Origin of the sequence: Algoriphagus ratkowskyi, from assembly GCF_002150505.1 — a bacterium.
GTDB lineage: Bacteria > Bacteroidota > Bacteroidia > Cytophagales > Cyclobacteriaceae > Algoriphagus > Algoriphagus ratkowskyi.
Genome location: NZ_MSSV01000009.1, coordinates 135,700 through 153,532, shown reverse-complemented (window position 1 = coordinate 153,532; position 17,833 = coordinate 135,700). Strand labels below are relative to the sequence as shown.

Sequence of the window (17,833 nt, the reverse complement as noted above, 5' to 3'; positions counted from 1 at the left end):
AAATGAACAAAAGCATCCTGGTCACTGGAGGTACTAAAGGAATCGGAAGAGCGATCATTGAGCGCTTTGCATCAGAAGGTTTTGACATCTTCACCTGTGCGAGAAATGAGTCTGATCTGGCTAGCCTGAAAATAGTTCTGGAAGACAAATACCCGAATATTAAGGTGCTAGCTTATCAGGCAGATCTTTCTAAAAAAGAAGATGTGAGCAGATTTGTAGACAAAGTCAAAGCTGTGGCGCTACCAGATGTTTTAGTGAATAATACAGGTGTGTTCTTGCCCGGAGCTATTCATAATGAACCGGAAGGGAATTTTGAGCTGATGATGCAAACCAATCTGTATTCTGCTTATTATCTCACTCGAGGTTTTGTGAATGAAATGATAGATAAGAAATCAGGACATATTTTCACCATGGGTTCAGTCGCAGGACTTACTGCCTACCCAAACGGTGGTACCTATGCAGTTTCCAAATGGGCAATGCTCGGTATGACCAAGTGCCTTCGAGAGGAGCTAAAACCTCACCAGATCAAAGTGACTTCAATTCTTGCTGGAGCTACTTATACTTCAAGCTGGGAAGGAGTTGATTTGCCTATCGAAAGATTCATGAAATCAGAAGATGTGGCTGAAAGTGTATGGGCTGCCTATAACCTTTCGCCCCAGTCTGTTGTTGAAGAAATAGTAATCCGCCCTCAATTAGGAGATATATAACCCAATATGGAGTCAATTATCAAATCAGTAGATCAGCTTTATTGCGATAGCTTAACGGGCTATTCCAGGAGAAAAACCATACCCGTAAAAATCGGTAATGTAATCATTGGAGGTAATAACCCTATTGTGGTGCAGTCCATGACAACCATCGATACGATGGATACTGATGGCTCTATCGAGCAAAGTATCCGAATGATTGAGGCAGGTTGTGAATTAGTGAGAATAACAGCACCAAGCATCAAAGAGGCAGAAAATCTCCGTCATATCAAAGATGGGCTTCGTAAAAGAGGATACAATACGCCATTGGTTGCAGACATTCACTTTACGCCTAATGCTGCAGAAGTAGCTGCTCGGATCGTAGAAAAAGTGCGTGTTAATCCAGGGAATTATGCGGACAAGAAAAAATTTGAAGTTATAGAATATACAGACGCCAGCTATCAGGATGAATTGGATAGAATCCGCGAGCGCTTTTTGCCCTTGGTAAAAATATGTAAGGAACATGGTACGGCAATGCGGATTGGAACTAATCACGGTTCACTATCTGATCGTATCATGAGTAGGTATGGTGACACTCCGCTAGGAATGGTGGAGTCTGCGCTGGAATTTTTAAGGATTTGCGAAGATGAGAATTACTTCGATATTGTGATTTCGATGAAGTCTTCAAATACACAAGTGATGGTTCAAGCCTATCGCATGCTAGTTCAGAAGCTGAATGAAGGAGGTTTCAAGCCTTATCCTTTGCATCTCGGTGTGACAGAAGCTGGAGAAGCAGAAGACGGAAGAATCAAGTCTGCTGTCGGAATCGGGACTTTGTTGGAAGATGGGCTGGGTGATACGGTTCGGGTTTCTCTCACTGAAGACCCTGAGTTTGAAGCGCCAGTTGCGAAAGCTCTGATTGATCGATATGCACACCGTTCGGGACATGTGGAGATCAAGCCAATTCATGCATATCCAGTTAATCCTTACGAGCACTTCAAACGTCACAGTGCTGAGTTATACAATTTTGGAGGGCACAATGTGCCTCGAGTAATCACTGATATTTCCAAGATCGACAAGATCACGGAGAAAGAAATGAAATCAGTCGGGCATTTCTATTTGCCAGAACTGGACAAGTGGAAAATGAATGATCAGGGATGTGATTTTCTTTATTCTGGTGCTAATCCAATTTCTTTTATGCTGCCAAATGGCATGAAGGAGATTCAAGATGTAGTGAATTGGCGAACAAGCTCAGATCAACAAAACAAATTTCCGCTTTTTGATTTATCAAGTTTTTCTGCATCAGACAAGTTTCATTCGGAGTTGAATTTCTTGGAAATCTTTGATACGCAGATAGCTGAAGCAATTACACTGGTCTCTGAGAGAAAAGACACTGTGCTAATTCTAAAAACTGATAATATTCATGCAATGCCAGCTTTGAGGCGAGCATTTGTGAGTTTATTGGAAGCCAAATCTGACATCCCGGTGATAGTGAAAGTTAGTTATCCAGACCAATCTCAGGATGAAACGATGCTTTATGCAGCCACGGATGTAGGAGGCTTGTTGATAGATGGCTTAGGTGATGGAATTTTTATATCCTTGGAAAAGGAGCAATCCCATTCCCGCGAGGAGATCATCGAACAAATCAAACTGCATAATTCCGTTGGTTTCGGTGTACTTCAAGCAGCGAGAACTCGAATGTCCAAGACTGAATACATTTCCTGTCCTTCATGTGGTAGAACCTTATTTGACTTGCAGGAAACTACTGCGATGATCCGTAAGCGAACTGATCATTTAAAAGGTGTGAAGATCGGTATTATGGGGTGTATCGTGAATGGACCAGGAGAAATGGCCGATGCCGATTATGGCTATGTAGGTTCTGGAAAAGGCAAAATCACCCTTTACAAAGGTAAAGAAGTCATGGAGCGCTCTGTTCCATCAGAAAAAGCTGTCGATAAATTGATAGAGATCATCAAAGAAGACGGAATGTGGAATGAGCCTGAAATAATGTAATTTTTGAGGTCTTTTTTCGACTTTGAAGGTTTATTTTTAGGTTATCATGCTTCTCCAAATGCAGGTTTTAAAGCGTTAAGTAAACCAAATACATTTCACTTCTGTTTACCCAATAAAACTGAGCCATGTCTGATCACAATAAAGTAAAAGGTTTCTTCAATATGGGTGATTTTGGAAACTACTTCGTTCGAGTTTTTCAAAAGCCTGATCCCAACCAAAAATCTAATTACAACCTCCGCATGATGCATGGAATCAACAAGATTTCTATAGTCGTGTTTCTGTTGGCTATCATTTTTTGGATTGTGAAGCGGTTTATTTGAGTTTATTTTAGCTGCAGAGTACGCTAAGTTTTTCGCAGAGAACGCAACTATTATTGGTTGTCAGTATTTGGCTTGCTGATATTTTCTCGGTATTACGAATACTTAAACCTATTTCACTCATCACTCAAAATCGAGTTTGTGAAGTAAGGTATTTTGAAATGGGTTGACTTAACTCTTATCTATATTTCAATCTCACTAAAATTGTTCTTAGTAAATAACTCTGTGCTCATCGCAGTTAAATTTTTTTCCACAAAAAAAAAGGATTCGAATAATCTTCGAACCCCTTTTCTATAGAATTATATGTATTTCCGCTAGTTCTCAGAAAATGATCAAAAGCGACTTATTTTATAGAAATCACTAGCATTGAAGGCCCTCCGGTCCCCTGTCTTCGGTCTTCCGTAAAGTTTACCATAGCAGTGATAACTACATAGAATTACCTTCTCTCCAAAGCGCTACCACCACTTTGTTGAGGACCGAGGAATTGCTCCATTCTGAGCTTCAGTTCCTGAGCTTTTTCCTGATAACCTCTTTCTTCCAAAAGCGGAATGAAATATTTGATCATCTCTACTGAGATCATCATCTCTCTATCATACTCTCTTTTCTCGCTGGTATAATACTCGATCATATCCAGTGATTTCTTAGAAACTTTGTCTATTATATCAAGCGCTTTTTCATCTTCTCCAACCTCAAAGAAAAGAGGGACTGACTGACCGCTGGAAAGATCGTATGGAATAGCTTCGTTTGGCATTACTTCCAAGCCATAGTTTAGAAGCGTAGCTGCTTTTTCCATGTCATTATTGTCAAGCAATGCAATTACGATACTGTTCAATGCACTTCTGTGATTGGAGGCAAATCTTCTATATTCCTCATCCAAGTAGGCATCTGTGTTATTCATGCCTCGGAAAGCAAACTTGGTCATATAGTTCTCATAAGCCAAATCAGCATTTACTAATTCCTCCCGAATGTATTCAGGCTTTGTGACAGGAAGTAAACGATAGGTAAGGCCTTCCATGACCACATGATCCTGAATGTTAATTCCTATAGTCGCCAGCGAGGTATTGTTGAAGTAAATTGGTCTCTCCCAGTTATTAGAAACAATCAAATCAATCAACATCAAAGTGCCTTTGGTTACATAGTTTCCAGTTACCTGAAGATTCATTTGCGGAGCAAAAAGCGGGGCAAACTCTTCAGGAATGATATTCTTATTGGAAACTGCTGAGCTGTCCACTTCCAGAATCAAGTTTCTTGAAGGAACCATATTGGCTACAGACTTACCACCTGTTTCCATTTTCAGCAGATCAGATCCAGAGTTCAGCAATTTCAGATATTCCTTCGCAGAAATAGCATTCATGTTTTCTCTTTCTACTACGTAAAGCACATCATTTGTACCTTTTTGGTAGCGATTAGGCGCAAGACTGAATGGTAAAGCTTCAGATTCATTCACTGGTCGCGTCATCTGCTCCACATACCAATCCGTATCGAAGTAGCTCAATACAATCACTCTGACGTCGGTTCGGAATCCTTCTACTTCCTGCACATACCAAAGTGGGAATGTATCATTATCACCACCGGTAAATAAGATTGCATTTGGCGCACAGGATGCTAGGAAGTTTCTTGCAGAATCCACTGAGAAATATCTTCCTTTTCGATTGTGGTCATTCCAGTTTTGAGCTCCCATGAGTCCAGCTACTGGCAAAGTAAGTAGTGTTGCGATGATTCCAGCAGTTGCTAGATTCTTCGTCGCCCTACCGATCATATGTGCGATTGCCATCACGCCGATACCAACCCAGATAGCAAATGCATAGAAACTACCTACATAGATATAATCTCTCTCTCTCGGCTCAACCGGAGGGGAATTCAGGTAGAGTACTAGCACCACTCCCATCATCAGGAATAGCATTAAATTCACATAGAATGACTTCGGATCTACTTTGGCTTGGAAAAACAAACCTATGATACCAAGCAATAAGGGAAGCATTAAGTAGTTGTTGTGCCCCTTGTTGTCAGTAATATATTCAGGATAATCTTTAAATGCATCGGTAATTCCTACCCATGGAGCATCGCTGAAATCAGACTCTTTTCCAGAGAAATTCCACATGAAGTATCTCCAGTACATTTTGCCTAGTTGATGAGAAAACATGAAATACATGTTGTCTCCGAAGGTAGGATCTTGCCCTTCTCTCAAACCAAGTTTTTGCCTATAAAGTCTTTTGTGGTTTTCCTGCGTAGAATAAACTCGTGGAAGTAATGTGGTCTTAGTAGGATCGTAGGTGTTTTCTAAAGAATAATCCACAATCTCGTACTTATCCTTGCCCTTCATATAAACAGGAGCACCTTCTTCCTGCGCTACTAATTTAGCGGTGAAATATTGACCATGAAGCAGAGGTCTGTAGCCGTACTGCTCACGCTTCAGATACGATACAAAGCTTACGATATCCTTTGGTGCATTTTCATTGATGATAGGATCTTGATTGGCTCGAACCACTATCAGTGCATAACTCGAATATCCTATCAGAATAAAAATGAAAGATAAAAGAGCCGTATTTAGAATGGCATTCCCTTTTTTGCGAGAGTATCTATAGGCATAATATACCGCTACGAAAAACAAGAGCATGAATACCACGATACCTGATCCGAATGGTAACCCAATGCTATTGACAAAGAAAATCTCCATTGAACCAGCTAAGCTAGGCAGTCCAGGGATGATGAGATTGTTTATAATGATCAAAGCAATGCCACCAAGGAACATGGCAAGAAAGCCACCTTTGAGTGTTGGCTTTTCATACTTTTTGAAATAGTATATCAGTGCCAAAGCAGGCAAAGTCACCAAGTTAAGCAAGTGGACGCCGATAGAAAGTCCGATCAGATAAGCGATGAAAATCATCCATTTATTCTCTTCACGTGGATCTGTGATTGTATCCCACCTCAAGAATGCCCAAATCACAATCGCTGTGAAAAATGAGGACATGGCGTAAACTTCGGATTCTACCGCAGAATACCAGAAGCTATCTGAAAATGTGTAAACCAGTGCGCCAACGATTCCAGCACCCATCAAGGTTATAGTTTCGCCCTTACTTTCCTGACCTTCTGTTACTTTGAAAAGCTTTTTGCCAAATAAGGTAATTGACCAAAAAAGGAATAAAATGGAGAAGCTAGAGAATAGCGCACTACCGATATTCATCCAATAGGCCACCTGTAAAGGATCTCCGAAAGCAAAGAAACTGAACATGCGGTACACCAAAAGAAAGAATGGAGCTCCTGGAGGGTGAGGCACTTGTAACTTGTATGCTACGGCTATGAACTCTCCTGGATCCCAGAAACTAGCAGTTTGTTCTACAGTAAGAACGTATACCAAAGTAGCTACCGCAAAAACGACCCAACCGGTCAGATTATTGATTTGCTTGTAATTGAGCATTATTGAGTGGAATTTGACTGGCGAAAATAAAAAAAATAAATGCCAAATAGGTCGATTTTAGGTATTTTAAAACACTTCATGTTTCTTCCTCCAACACTATGTGATAATAATTACTGAGTTGAACTGATATTGCTTCTACTTTTGTTGTGAAAAAAAAATCAGAAATCATGCCTACGAAAGCCAAAACATTCCAGGAACTTATTGATGGAGACCAAGCTGTATTAGTGGATTTCTTCGCCACTTGGTGTGGTCCCTGTAAGATGATGCAACCTATTTTGGAAGATACTGCTAAGCAATTGGGGGATAAAGTGAAAATACTGAAAGTAGATGTAGACAAAAACCAATTAGCGGCGAGCAAATTCCAAGTTCGAGGTGTCCCAACCTTGATACTTTTCCAGAAAGGGAAAATCTTATGGAGAGAGTCTGGCGTTGTTCCAGCTCATCAGCTGGTCAAAACCATAAATTCTAATATTATAGAGTAAGCTTGAGCCTTCTGTGACAAAAGTCATTCAGGGCTAAAACTCAAACCCCTACTTTTGTAAAGAGATTAACAGCTGGAAGACCGATGACGGGAGACCGAAGAGCCGAAATCCTGAAGTTCGTCATCCTCTGAGATACTGAGTCTCATTTTACTTCTAGAGAAAAAATATTAATAGAAACATAGATATGAAAATAGAACAGATATATACAGGATGTTTAGCCCAAGGAGCTTATTATATTGAGTCAGACGGAGAAGCTGCGGTAATCGATCCGCTGAGAGAAGTTCAGCCTTACATTGAGAAAGCCGATCGGAGAAATGCTAAAATAAAGTATGTGTTTGAAACTCACTTTCATGCTGACTTTGTTTCAGGTCATATAGATTTGGCAAAAAAAACAGGTGCTGAGATTGTCTATGGCCCTACTGATATGAAGCTAGGTTTTGCAGCGCACATCGCTCAGGACGGAGAAGAGTTCCAGATTGGGAAAGCCAAAATCAAACTGATCCACACGCCAGGTCATACTATGGAGAGTTCTTGCTACCTGCTTTTCAACGAGGAAGGAAATGCAGAAGCGATTTTCACAGGCGACACCTTATTTATAGGCGATGTCGGAAGACCAGATTTGGCACAGAAAGTAGTTGCTGATTTGACTCAGGAAATTCTAGCAGGTCATTTATACGATTCGCTTCGCAATAAAATAATGCCACTTTCAGATGGATTGACCGTCTATCCAGCGCATGGTGCAGGTTCCGCCTGTGGCAAAAACATGAGCAAGGAGACTTCTGATTCTTTGGGTAACCAGAAGAAAACGAATTATGCACTTCAGGAAATGACCAAAGAGCAGTTTATCAAAGAAGTGATTACTGGGCTGACTCCTCCTCCAGCATATTTCCCTCAGAATGTGATGATGAATATCGAAGGATATGATAGCATCGACACGGTAATAGAAAGAGGCGTGAAACCTTTGACACCAGTGGAATTTGAAGCTGCTGCGAATGAAACTGGCGCGTTGATCTTGGATACTCGTGCACCACAGGTTTTCGCAAAAGGCTTTGTGCCTAATTCAGTAAATATCGGAATCGACGGAAGCTTTGCTGTTTGGGTGGGAGCGATGATTCCTGATTTGAAACAAGAAATTCTTGTCGTAGCAGAGGAAGGAAGAGAAGAAGAAGTAATTACTAGACTTGCAAGAGTAGGTTATGACTATGCGATTGGATATTTGGATGGAGGAATTGAATCTTGGAAACAATCAGGTCTGGAAATTGATCAAATCAAATCCATTTCAGCGGATGAGCTTTCTGAAATCCAAAAATCAAATCCTGACATTTCTATTTTGGATGTGAGAAAAGAAAGTGAATTCCAATCTGAGCATGTGCAAGATGCAGAAAATGCCCCTCTTGATTACATCAATGAAAGCATGGCGAAGATAGACAAGGATAAAACCTACTACGTGCATTGCGCTGGTGGCTACAGATCGATGGTTTTCAATTCAATCCTAAGAGCAAGAGGATATGATAATCTGATTGATATCAATGGCGGTTTCAAAGATCTCAAAGAATCTGAGAAATTCAAGGTTTCAGATTTCGTTTGCCCAACTACGTTGCTGTAAGTAGTAAGTATTGAGACATAAGATATTAGATTCAAGACTATAAGTAGAGCCGTGGTCTGTGTCCTCACAGACCACTCTTTTTGAATATTTATGAGTGGAATTTGCTCTGTTAAAAATCAAAAAGTATTACAGAATAAGATTAACGCTAGCCTTTAGGCCTCTTCGGTCATCGGTCTTCCAACCGGTCAAACAAAGAAGAAAAGGGCTCTAACTTCAGTTAGAGTATATACTTAAAAAAACATCCGATTAATAAACATATATGAATCAATTTATAGACTGGATCTCCCAGCCCTGGCCATGGTATATCGCTGGACCCATGATCGGACTTACTGTTCCGGCACTTCTAATTTTGGGAAACAAGAGCTTTGGAATCTCATCTTCCCTTCGTCATGCCTGTGCGATCTGCATTCCAGCAGGTATTCCTTTTTTCAACTATAACTGGAGAAAGGAAATGTGGAATTTGGTATTTGTCCTAGGCGTACTAGTAGGAGGTTTTATAGCCACCACCTTCATGTCAAATCCCGATGAAATTGTAATAGCTGCACAAACTCAGACTGATTTGGCTGCTTTGGGAATCACAGATTTCTCTGGCCTTATGCCAACAGATATTTTCTCATGGGAAAATATTTTCACTGCCAAAGGACTGGTATTCTTTGTTCTGGGTGGATTCCTAGTTGGTTTTGGAACTCGCTACGCAGGAGGATGTACTTCTGGTCATGCGATCATGGGAATTAGTTCGCTACAATGGCCATCCATGGTTGCTACCCTTTTCTTTATGGTGGGTGGTTTTCTCATGACGCAGGTATTTTTAGCGCCTTTAATGAAGTTGGTAGGATTTTAAGAAATAGAAAATGAACGTAAAAAATAAAAATATACAAGAGGCGGTTTGTGATGCTCCGAATTTACAAGAGACTGGAGAGAAAGGTTTTGCTTTAATAAAATACCTGATTCTGGGAATTTTGTTTGGGATCGTATTTGTGAAGGCAGAGATTATCTCTTGGTTCAGAATACAGGAAATGTTCAGATTGGATTCATTTCACATGTATGGAGTGATAGGCTCCGCGATAGTAGTAGGTATTATTTCCATTCAACTAATCAAGCGTTTAAAAGTTAAGTCTATCGCAGGTGAGGAAATTAAGATACCGACGAAGGAATTCCGAAAAGGACAGATCTATGGCGGGTTTATCTTTGGTCTAGGTTGGGCGATTACAGGTGCATGTCCAGGGCCGCTGTTTGCGCAGATTGGAAGTGGGTTTACAGTGATTATTATAACCTTACTATCAGCTATCGCCGGGACGTGGGTTTACGGGAAGTTTTCGGATAAGCTCCCGAATTGATACGCTAATAATTGAAAATAGAATTTTGAAAGCCACTTTCTCCAACGGAAGTGGCTTTTTCAATCAAAAACTTTTTTGATAATAAAGCGGATTAAAAATATGGCGGTAACGATTACGCCTGCTGCTATGACCAATTCCATGGGTTTTTGGGTAAAGTAAGTTTGACTAAGGTAACCAGTTTTGAGAGTCAATGTTCTGAAAAGGACATGATTTTGATCTAATGTTGCCTACTTTTGTGAGCCTCCTAAACCTAGTTTATTCATGAACATACTTTCCAAAAGACGAGTTGCCCTAGGTGCTTTTTTCTTTTTCGCCGGTCTTTGCTTTGCATCTTGGGCAGCGAGGATTCCAGATATCCAAGCCAAGTTTGATCTTTCCGAAGGACAATTAGGAACACTTTTGTTGTTTTTGCCGCTGGGATCAGTCATAGGTTTACCTATAGCTGGCTGGGCAGTGCATCAGTTTGGAAGCCGTGCAGTGGTTATGTTTGGGGCTTTCGCCTATGCCATGACCTTGCCATTGATCGGTCTAGCTCCGACTACATGGATGATAACTCCAGTACTGATCCTATATGGTATGCTTGGAAATGTGATGAATATTTCACTTAATACACAGGCCTTAGATTTGGAAGATAAGATGGGGAAAAGTATTCTGGCTTCCTTTCATGGCTTATGGAGTTTGGCTGGTTTCTCTGGAGCAGGATTGGGAGCTTTGTTGATATTTTTCGGCTTTTCTCCAGCGCAACATTACTTCGTAGTGATGGCTATTTCCATCATCATTATACTTTCTGCCCAAGGCTACATTGTCAAAGAAAAGAGAGCGACTGAAAGTGGAGGAGGAATGGTGATTAGGAAACCGGATGCGCTATTGCTTAGAATCAGTCTTATTGCATTTCTGGGTATGATGGCTGAAGGCTGTATGTTTGACTGGTCGGGGGTTTATTTTAAGAAAGTAGTCCAGTCAGATCCTACTTTAATTGCTTTAGGATATGTGGCATTTATGGGTGCTATGGCTGCCGGGAGATTTGTAACTGATAAGGTTGCCGCTAGATATACTAAGGTCGAAGTGATCCAAGTAAGTGGGATTTTGATATTTACGGGATTAAGCTTATCAGTTCTTTTCCCTTCAGTAGCGATGGCGACGGTAGGTTTTTTACTGGTAGGTCTAGGTGTTGCTTCTATCATACCACTTTCATATAGTATTGCGGGTCGCTCTAAATTATATACGCCTAGTGTTGCATTGGCATTGGTATCGACTATTTCATTCTTTGGCTTTTTGTTAGGTCCTCCATTAATCGGATTTATCGCAGAATTATTTAATTTAAAAGTCTCATTTGCGCTTATTGCTGTGAGTGGTCTGGGGATTACTGTACTTTCTAGTGTGCGAAAAGCAGTATTTCTGATTCCGGTAAAACCTTCACCTAACCAAATTAAATGAGCTCAAACCCTTCCTTTCAGTTTCAAAAAGATTTTGAAGTTCGCTCCTATCAGGTCGATCCAGATGGGAAGTTGAGTTTGACGGCCTTGTCTAATCTTTTTCAGGAAATAGCTTGGAGACATGCTGATTCCGCTGATTTTGGAAGAAACCTACAAGAGCAGCATTTGTCCTGGATTATGGCTCGCATGGATATCAAATGTGAGAATCTGCCTTCTTGGGGGGATTCGATCAAGGTTTATACTGCTGGACGTGGACAGGATAAGCTTTTCGCGTTTCGAGAGTTTTTGGTTACTGATTTTCAAGGAGTTGTTTTAGCACATGCGATGAGTTCATGGGTGCTGATGAATGTGCAATCAAAGAGGATTTTGAGGCCAGAGAAAGTATTGTCTGCGGAGCTGTTTAATCCTGAAGAAAAACCGGCTTGGCAACCTGAGAAGATTAAATGTGAAGGTGAACTCCTTAAGAGTGAAAAGCTAAAGGTCAGGTATTCTGATCTTGACCTGAATAATCATGTCAACAATACAAGTTATGTGCGCTGGGTGGAAAACATCCTTCGGGAAAATGGATGCGATACACCACGTTTTCTGATTAATTACCTTGCGGAATGCGTCAAGGAAGATGAATTAGATATTCATTTGTATAGAAATGAAAGCGACTTTATAGTTCAGGGTTTAGTAGGGGAGAAGTTAGTTTTTTTGGCGACAGCCAAATGAGAGGTCTGATATAAAATTCAAGAAATAGGTTTTTTAAATTGTCTAAGTGATCTTCATCACATCCGGCAAGGATGATTACCCTCATTTTTGTAGCTTAATCGGTAATTATGAATCAGGCTTCCAAACCTTTACATCAGCTTTTCCCTTTGATCATGGTTCTGCTTTTATTAGCAGCCTTACTCGTTGGTTTAGTTGGCGGTGTTTTGTATTTTGATAATGTGGGTTTACAACCTTCCACAGAGCATTTAGCCAAAACTCAAGAACCATCCGCCGCACCAAAATCTAAGGCTTTAATGGATCCAGTTGGGATGTGGGTAGCACCTGACTGGGCATCAGTGGATGAAGAGTTGAATGCTGATGAAATCAAATATGGTCGAGAACTCATTGCCAACACCTCTGAATACCTAGGGCCAAATGGTAAAGTGAAAAAGATCTCAAATGGTCTGAATTGCCAAAATTGCCATTTACAGGCTGGGACGGTGCCCTTGGGAAATAATTATTCTGCGGCGAAAAGCACCTATCCTAAGGTGCGAGGTAGATCTGGCCAATCAGAAGATATTCAGTCCAGAATCAACGGCTGCTTCCAGCGTAGTCTGAATGGGGAAGCTTTGGCAGATAATAGCCAAGAAATGAAGGCCATGGTGGCATACATGAATTGGTTGGGTCAAGATGTGGAAAAAGGTAAAAGTCCGAAAGGAGCGGGGATTTACGAAGTCCCATTACTTGATAGAGCTGCGGATCCTTTAAAAGGGAAAACCATTTACGAAAGACAATGTGTGAGCTGTCACATGTCCGATGGGCAAGGAGTGATGGAGTCTGATGGATCTGGCTACACTTATCCACCACTTTGGGGCGAGCACAGTTATAATCAGGGAGCTGGATTATTTAGAATGTCACGATTTGCAGGCTATGTGAAAGCCAATATGCCTTTTGGGGCAACTTTTGAAAATCCTATTCTTTCAGACGAAGAGTCATGGGATGTGGCTGCCTATGTAAATAGCCTAGATAGACCTAAGAAAGATTTCCAGGATGACTGGCCTGATATTTCCAAGAAACCTATGGATCATCCATTTGGACCATTTTCGGATGGGTTTTCAGAGGAGCAGCATAAATTCGGGCCGTTTAAGGAGATTAAAGCTGCTGCTAAGAAATGAAAAAGTTTTTGTCAGTAATCATCCTTTGCTTCCCATTAATATCTTTTGCTCAGAAAGCTGAAAAAAAGCTTGAAATTTCCCCAGACGTACATTTTCGAATGTTTTGGATGAGTACGAGTTACCCAGAAACGTACAAGGACGATTATGCATTAGGGACCAGCTTCCACATGGGGACAAAACTTACCTATGCTGAGAATTGGGACTTTAGAATTGGTTACAGAGTTTTTGGAAATCTATGGAGTAGTGATTTAACTGCTGCGGATCCTACTAGTGGAGGAGTAAATAGATATGAGGTAGGCTTATTTGATTTACTAGATTTGGATGATCGCTTTTTCGGAAAACTGGAAAATCTCTCTTTAACCTATTCAAAGAACAATTGGGGTATTTCGGCAGGTAGAATGGCAATCGACGAAGATTGGATCAATGCACAGGATGGCCGGCTTTCTCCTACAGGAGTGGAAGGCGCAAAAGTTTGGCTTATTACGGAGGATAAGTGGAATTTTACTGCCTGGGGGATTGGAAAAATGAGTGTGCGTGGGACGAGCGAATGGCTTTCTGTGGGGCAAAGTATTGGTGTATTTCCTGGAGGGAGGAATCCAGATGGAGAAGCATCACTCTATGCGGGAAATACCGAAAGCAATTGGATCGGGATTGCTGAACTGTCTAAGGAATGGGAAGGGCTGAGTATACGTGCCTCAAATACGCTGGTTCAGAATGTTTCTACTACTTTTTGGGCTCAAACAGAAAAAAGGTGGGTTAGTGAGGAGTCTGGGATTACATGGCTGTGGGGGCTACAAGCAGGATTTCAAGCAGGGTTGGGAGATGGAGGAAATTTAAACCCTATATTTCAATACAAGAATCCAGAAGACAGAAACTGGGCGATTTCCACGAGATTTGGATATAAAAAAGCAGCATGGCACCTAAATCTGAATTATACCAAAACAGGTGGCGAAGGGATTTGGCTCAGCCCGAGAGAGTGGGGGAAAGACGCTTGGTACACGTTTATTCCCCGAGAAAGAAATGAAGGGTTTAGCTCCTTGAATGCACTCACGTTGTTTGCAGAATATAGCGTCCCTAGGACCAAACTTAAAGCATTTGCCCATTTAGGTCTCCATTGGCTCCCAGCTTTGAATGCTCCTTCGGAGAACAAATACAATATGCCGTCCTATCGGCAAATCAATCTGGGTATGAAATATTCGCCTGAGTCAATTCCGAAATTTGATTTTCAATTGCTAGTCATGAACAAAGAAGCATTGGGTAATCAGAGTCTAAAACCAGGTCAGGAATATAATAAAGTTAGGATGGTTCATGTAAATGGCATTCTGAATTGGAGATGGAATTAAGAATTCTCAAATAGAAAATGTATAAATATTTAGGCTGTGATAAACTGAAATGTTGGTCTAATTTGAGTTGTTCGGCTATTAGCTAATTTATTTTAAGATTTTGGGCTAAATAGCTTGTGTAAAACATGAAATATTTAGGGGTGATTAGGATTTGCAAAATCTTCTTCGCACATTTGCAGGCATAAAGGCGCTGTCCTCGGATATCCTTTTTACTTGAAATAAAGTATGCGTTGATTATCAACCTGCCCAAGTAGCAAATTCAAGAGTTTCCCCTCGCAAGGTTTTAATTCTTCATCTTTCTACTTTTTTAATTCACAAGATTCGGTCAAGTCCAGTCTTAGAATTAAAACCTGCAGAGAAAATCCCACGGGAAACATTAGTATTTATAATTTAATTTCAGTGCCATTAAGACAGTAAGGTTCTCAGAATCAGAATTATCTGAATTCTCCCAAACACTAAGAGCTAGGGTTTATGGACATTTCAAGTCCACAAACAAATCTAAGTATGCAAATACTGGGATGGTCATCAAGTCTATCTTGTTGATATCCATGTATGTCGTACCTGTGATTTTGGTTATTACCGGCGTCGCTTCTACCACAATTCAGTTATTTGGATGTTATCTACTTTCAGCCTTTGGAATGGCGGGTGTGGGCATGGGCGTTATGCACGATGCTATACATGGGTCATATTCCAAAAACAAAAAAGTAAATACCTGGGTAGGATATACCCTTGATATGGTGGGAGCCAGTTCTATGGTTTGGCACTTGCAGCACAATGTCCTTCATCATAGCTACACGAATATTCATGAGCATGACGACGATATCAATGCTCCATTCTTTTTGAGATTTTCTCCCAATGCGGAAAAAACACCTATGCACAAATACCAACATTTGTATGCGTGGTTTTTTTATTCTCTATCTACCCTTTCATGGGTGACCGCAAAAGACTTCATTCGATTCACGAGATATTATAATATGGGTCTTGTGAAAGGTGGTGAGAAAGCTTACAAAAAAGGAATACTTAAGTTGGTGCTTCTGAAAATAGCATACTTCTGTGTTGTTTTAGGTTTGCCATTAATTTTCTCTCCTGTCTCAGCTGGATTTATTATTCTAGCATTTGTAATGATGCATTTTGTGACTGGGTTTATCATTACCATGGTATTCCAAATCGCACACATCGTAGAAGTGGTTGATTTCCCTAAGGCTGACACCGACGGTGTTGTAGAGGGGGAAAGAATATTGCATCAATTAGCTACTACTTGCAATTTTGCACCCAAATCTAAAGTGTTATTTTGGTTTGTTGGTGGATTGAATTTTCAAGTTGAACATCATTTATTTCCTGATATATGCCATGTGCATTACAAGGAGATCGCACCTATAGTGAAGGCTACCGCAGAAGAATTTAACGTGCCTTATTATTCGAAACCTCATTTTTTGATGGCTGTATTGGATCATTTTAAAATGCTTTACTTACTAGGGAATGCTCCTGAGGTAAAGCCAGTAAAAGCCTAATTATATCATGAATAGTAATAGAAACACTAATACAAGACCAGCAGCCAGTCAAAGACGTACTTCACGTCCTACTGGAAGACCAGGTCAGAATAAAAAGAAAGAGTCGAAACTGGATCCTTACTTGTTGGTCAAAAAGGCAGAGCCTAGTGGACAAGAAGGTTTTAGGTCTGATACACCTTTCTCAAGTGTAAATTTGAATGCCACATTGCTAAGAAATATAGTAGCAAAAGGGTATGAAAGCATGACCAATATTCAGGAGCAAGCTATTCCGTCCTTGATGGATAGAAGAGATTTGCTCGGGATATCAAATACAGGTTCGGGTAAAACCGGAGCGTTTTTGATTCCGATTATTGAGCACGCAAAGCTTGATCCTCAGAATTTCACTGCTTTAATCGTAACTCCGACTCGTGAGTTGGCTTTGCAGATCGAAGAGGAATTTAAAAGTCTAAGTAAAGGGATGAATTTATATTCTAACACTTTTATCGGTGGCACAAATATCAATTCGGACTTTAAAGCTTTGAACAGAAAGCTCCATGTCATCGTGGGTACTCCAGGTAGACTATTGGATCTTTCCAATCGTAAACTGTTGCATCTCAATCGTGTTAATACGCTAGTATTGGATGAGTTTGACAGAATGTTGGATATGGGTTTTGTACATGATGTAAAAAAACTCGTAAATTTGATGACGAAGAGAAGTCAGACTATGCTGTTCTCTGCGACATTGGAGCCAAGTCAGAAAGCGATGATTGATGGATTACTTAATAATCCTGTAGAGATCAAAGTAAATTCTGGCGGAACTACTAGTGAGAATGTAGATCAAGAAATTATCCGAGTTCCTGAAGGAAAGGATAAGTTTATGATACTAGCTGATATGTTCAAAGGAAACGAATTAGAGAAAGTAATTATTTTTACTGAAACTAAACGACTTGCGGATAAGTTAAGTAAACAATTAAATCAGTCCGGAATAAATTCAGGGTTGATACATGGTAATAAGTCCCAAAATTTCCGGAACAGAACTATTGATGAGTTCAAATCTGGGACGACTAGAGTATTGGTAGCGACTGATGTTGCTGCTAGAGGTATAGACGTAGCTGATGTAACCCATGTGATCAATTACCAGCTTCCTATGTCTATGGATAGTTATATCCACAGAATTGGTCGGACAGGTCGAGCCGGAAAAACCGGACGGGCCATAACATTTGTCAATTAAAATAGCGATATGTCGAAAAACCAGAACACATTCATTAAAAAGCAAAAAGCAGAACTCAAAAAGAGAAAAAAGAGAGATAAGCAAGAGAAGATGGCTGCTCGTAAGGATCAACCGAAAAGTGGAGATCTTGACGATATGATTGCGTACGTGGATGAGTTTGGTAACATCTCAGACACACCGCCAGAACCAGAACCCCCTAAAAAAGAAAACCCGCAAAGAAAGGAAGGTCCTCCTCCTAGAAGAGAATATCCCAACAATGCACAACAACAAAATAATAGAAACACCAATTTAAAAAGTTAGTATCATGAATGAAGGAACAGTAAAATTCTTTAACACAACCAAAGGTTTTGGTTTTATTACACCAGCAGACAACAGTGAAGATGTATTCGTACACCACTCCGGTCTAGTACACGAAATCCGTGAGAACGATCACGTTACTTATGACGTAGTTCAGGGTAAAAAAGGCGTTAACGCTGTGAACGTTAAAGTAGCTAAGTAATTCCTATTGGGCTCTGCCCAGTTAAGAAATACAAAGTTGGATGCCTGCAGATCTATGATTTGCAGGCATTTTTTTGTCCTAATGTCATTTCTTACAAAACTGCACTTCTA

16 protein-coding genes are annotated in these 17,833 nt (G+C 40.4%); 15 read left to right on the top strand and 1 reads right to left on the bottom strand.

The genetic code is table 11. The features are described 5' to 3' along the window. The first annotated feature begins 2 nt into the window (after nt 1–2). The 3 genes from BVH02_RS11860 to BVH02_RS11850 all read left to right on the top strand — a co-directional run bounded on the left by BVH02_RS11860 (nt 3) and on the right by BVH02_RS11850 (nt 3,016). On the top strand, nt 3–707 hold the full coding sequence (locus BVH02_RS11860) for an SDR family oxidoreductase (protein ID WP_086501667.1): 705 nt from the start codon (nt 3–5) through the stop codon (nt 705–707). 6 nt (nt 708–713) lie between these two features. Beyond that, entirely contained in the window at nt 714–2,696 is a 1,983-nt protein-coding gene (ispG, locus tag BVH02_RS11855) for a (E)-4-hydroxy-3-methylbut-2-enyl-diphosphate synthase (RefSeq protein WP_086501666.1), read from the top strand. 125 nt (nt 2,697–2,821) lie between these two features. Next, nucleotides 2,822–3,016 (top strand): DUF6728 family protein, encoded by a 195-nt coding sequence (locus tag BVH02_RS11850; RefSeq protein ID WP_086501665.1) that lies wholly within the window; start codon nt 2,822–2,824, stop codon nt 3,014–3,016. Between the two features lie 433 nt (nt 3,017–3,449). Here the strand turns inward: BVH02_RS11850 and BVH02_RS11845 are convergent, their stop codons facing one another. Further along, nucleotides 3,450–6,431: a glycosyltransferase family 117 protein gene (locus tag BVH02_RS11845; protein WP_086501664.1), complete on the bottom strand. Its 2,982-nt coding sequence runs from the start codon at nt 6,429–6,431 to the stop codon at nt 3,450–3,452. Nucleotides 6,432–6,598: 167 nt separating this feature from the next. Here BVH02_RS11845 and trxA point away from each other — a divergent pair, with 167 nt between their 5' ends. The 12 genes from trxA to BVH02_RS11785 all read left to right on the top strand — a co-directional run bounded on the left by trxA (nt 6,599) and on the right by BVH02_RS11785 (nt 17,723). After that, the gene (gene trxA, locus BVH02_RS11840) at nt 6,599–6,913 is read left to right on the top strand and encodes a thioredoxin (RefSeq protein ID WP_086501663.1); all 315 of its coding nucleotides are present in this window, start codon (nt 6,599–6,601) and stop codon (nt 6,911–6,913) included. Between the two features lie 184 nt (nt 6,914–7,097). After that, complete coding sequence (locus BVH02_RS11835; protein WP_086501662.1) at nt 7,098–8,519, top strand: MBL fold metallo-hydrolase; 1,422 nt, start codon at nt 7,098–7,100, stop codon at nt 8,517–8,519. 259 nt (nt 8,520–8,778) lie between these two features. Further along, a complete protein-coding gene (locus BVH02_RS11830) occupies nt 8,779–9,360 on the top strand; it encodes a YeeE/YedE family protein (protein WP_086501661.1) in 582 nt (193 codons plus the stop codon). A 10-nt stretch (nt 9,361–9,370) separates the two neighbouring features. Continuing rightward, complete coding sequence (locus BVH02_RS11825; RefSeq protein ID WP_086501660.1) at nt 9,371–9,856, top strand: DUF6691 family protein; 486 nt, start codon at nt 9,371–9,373, stop codon at nt 9,854–9,856. A gap of 261 nt (nt 9,857–10,117) precedes the next feature. Continuing rightward, entirely contained in the window at nt 10,118–11,293 is a 1,176-nt protein-coding gene (locus BVH02_RS11820; RefSeq protein WP_086501659.1) for an MFS transporter, read from the top strand. Continuing rightward, nucleotides 11,290–12,006, top strand: coding sequence for an acyl-[acyl-carrier-protein] thioesterase (locus BVH02_RS11815; RefSeq protein WP_086501658.1), 717 nt, complete (start codon nt 11,290–11,292; stop codon nt 12,004–12,006). Before BVH02_RS11820 ends, BVH02_RS11815 begins: the two co-directional genes overlap by 4 nt. Before the next feature lie 107 nt (nt 12,007–12,113). Next, entirely contained in the window at nt 12,114–13,160 is a 1,047-nt protein-coding gene (locus tag BVH02_RS11810; RefSeq protein WP_086501657.1) for a c-type cytochrome, read from the top strand. Beyond that, nucleotides 13,157–14,503, top strand: coding sequence for a hypothetical protein (locus BVH02_RS11805; protein WP_086501656.1), 1,347 nt, complete (start codon nt 13,157–13,159; stop codon nt 14,501–14,503). The genes BVH02_RS11810 and BVH02_RS11805 overlap by 4 nt, the downstream gene beginning before the upstream one ends. A 518-nt stretch (nt 14,504–15,021) precedes the next feature. Beyond that, entirely contained in the window at nt 15,022–16,014 is a 993-nt protein-coding gene (locus BVH02_RS11800) for a fatty acid desaturase family protein (protein WP_086501655.1), read from the top strand. Between the two features lie 7 nt (nt 16,015–16,021). After that, the gene (locus tag BVH02_RS11795; RefSeq protein WP_086501654.1) at nt 16,022–17,224 is read left to right on the top strand and encodes a DEAD/DEAH box helicase; all 1,203 of its coding nucleotides are present in this window, start codon (nt 16,022–16,024) and stop codon (nt 17,222–17,224) included. A 9-nt stretch (nt 17,225–17,233) separates the two neighbouring features. After that, nucleotides 17,234–17,524, top strand: a complete 291-nt coding sequence (locus BVH02_RS11790; protein WP_086501653.1) for a cold-shock protein — start codon at nt 17,234–17,236, stop codon at nt 17,522–17,524. A gap of 4 nt (nt 17,525–17,528) precedes the next feature. Then, nucleotides 17,529–17,723 (top strand): cold-shock protein, encoded by a 195-nt coding sequence (locus BVH02_RS11785; RefSeq protein ID WP_086501652.1) that lies wholly within the window; start codon nt 17,529–17,531, stop codon nt 17,721–17,723. Nucleotides 17,724–17,833 lie beyond the last annotated feature (110 nt).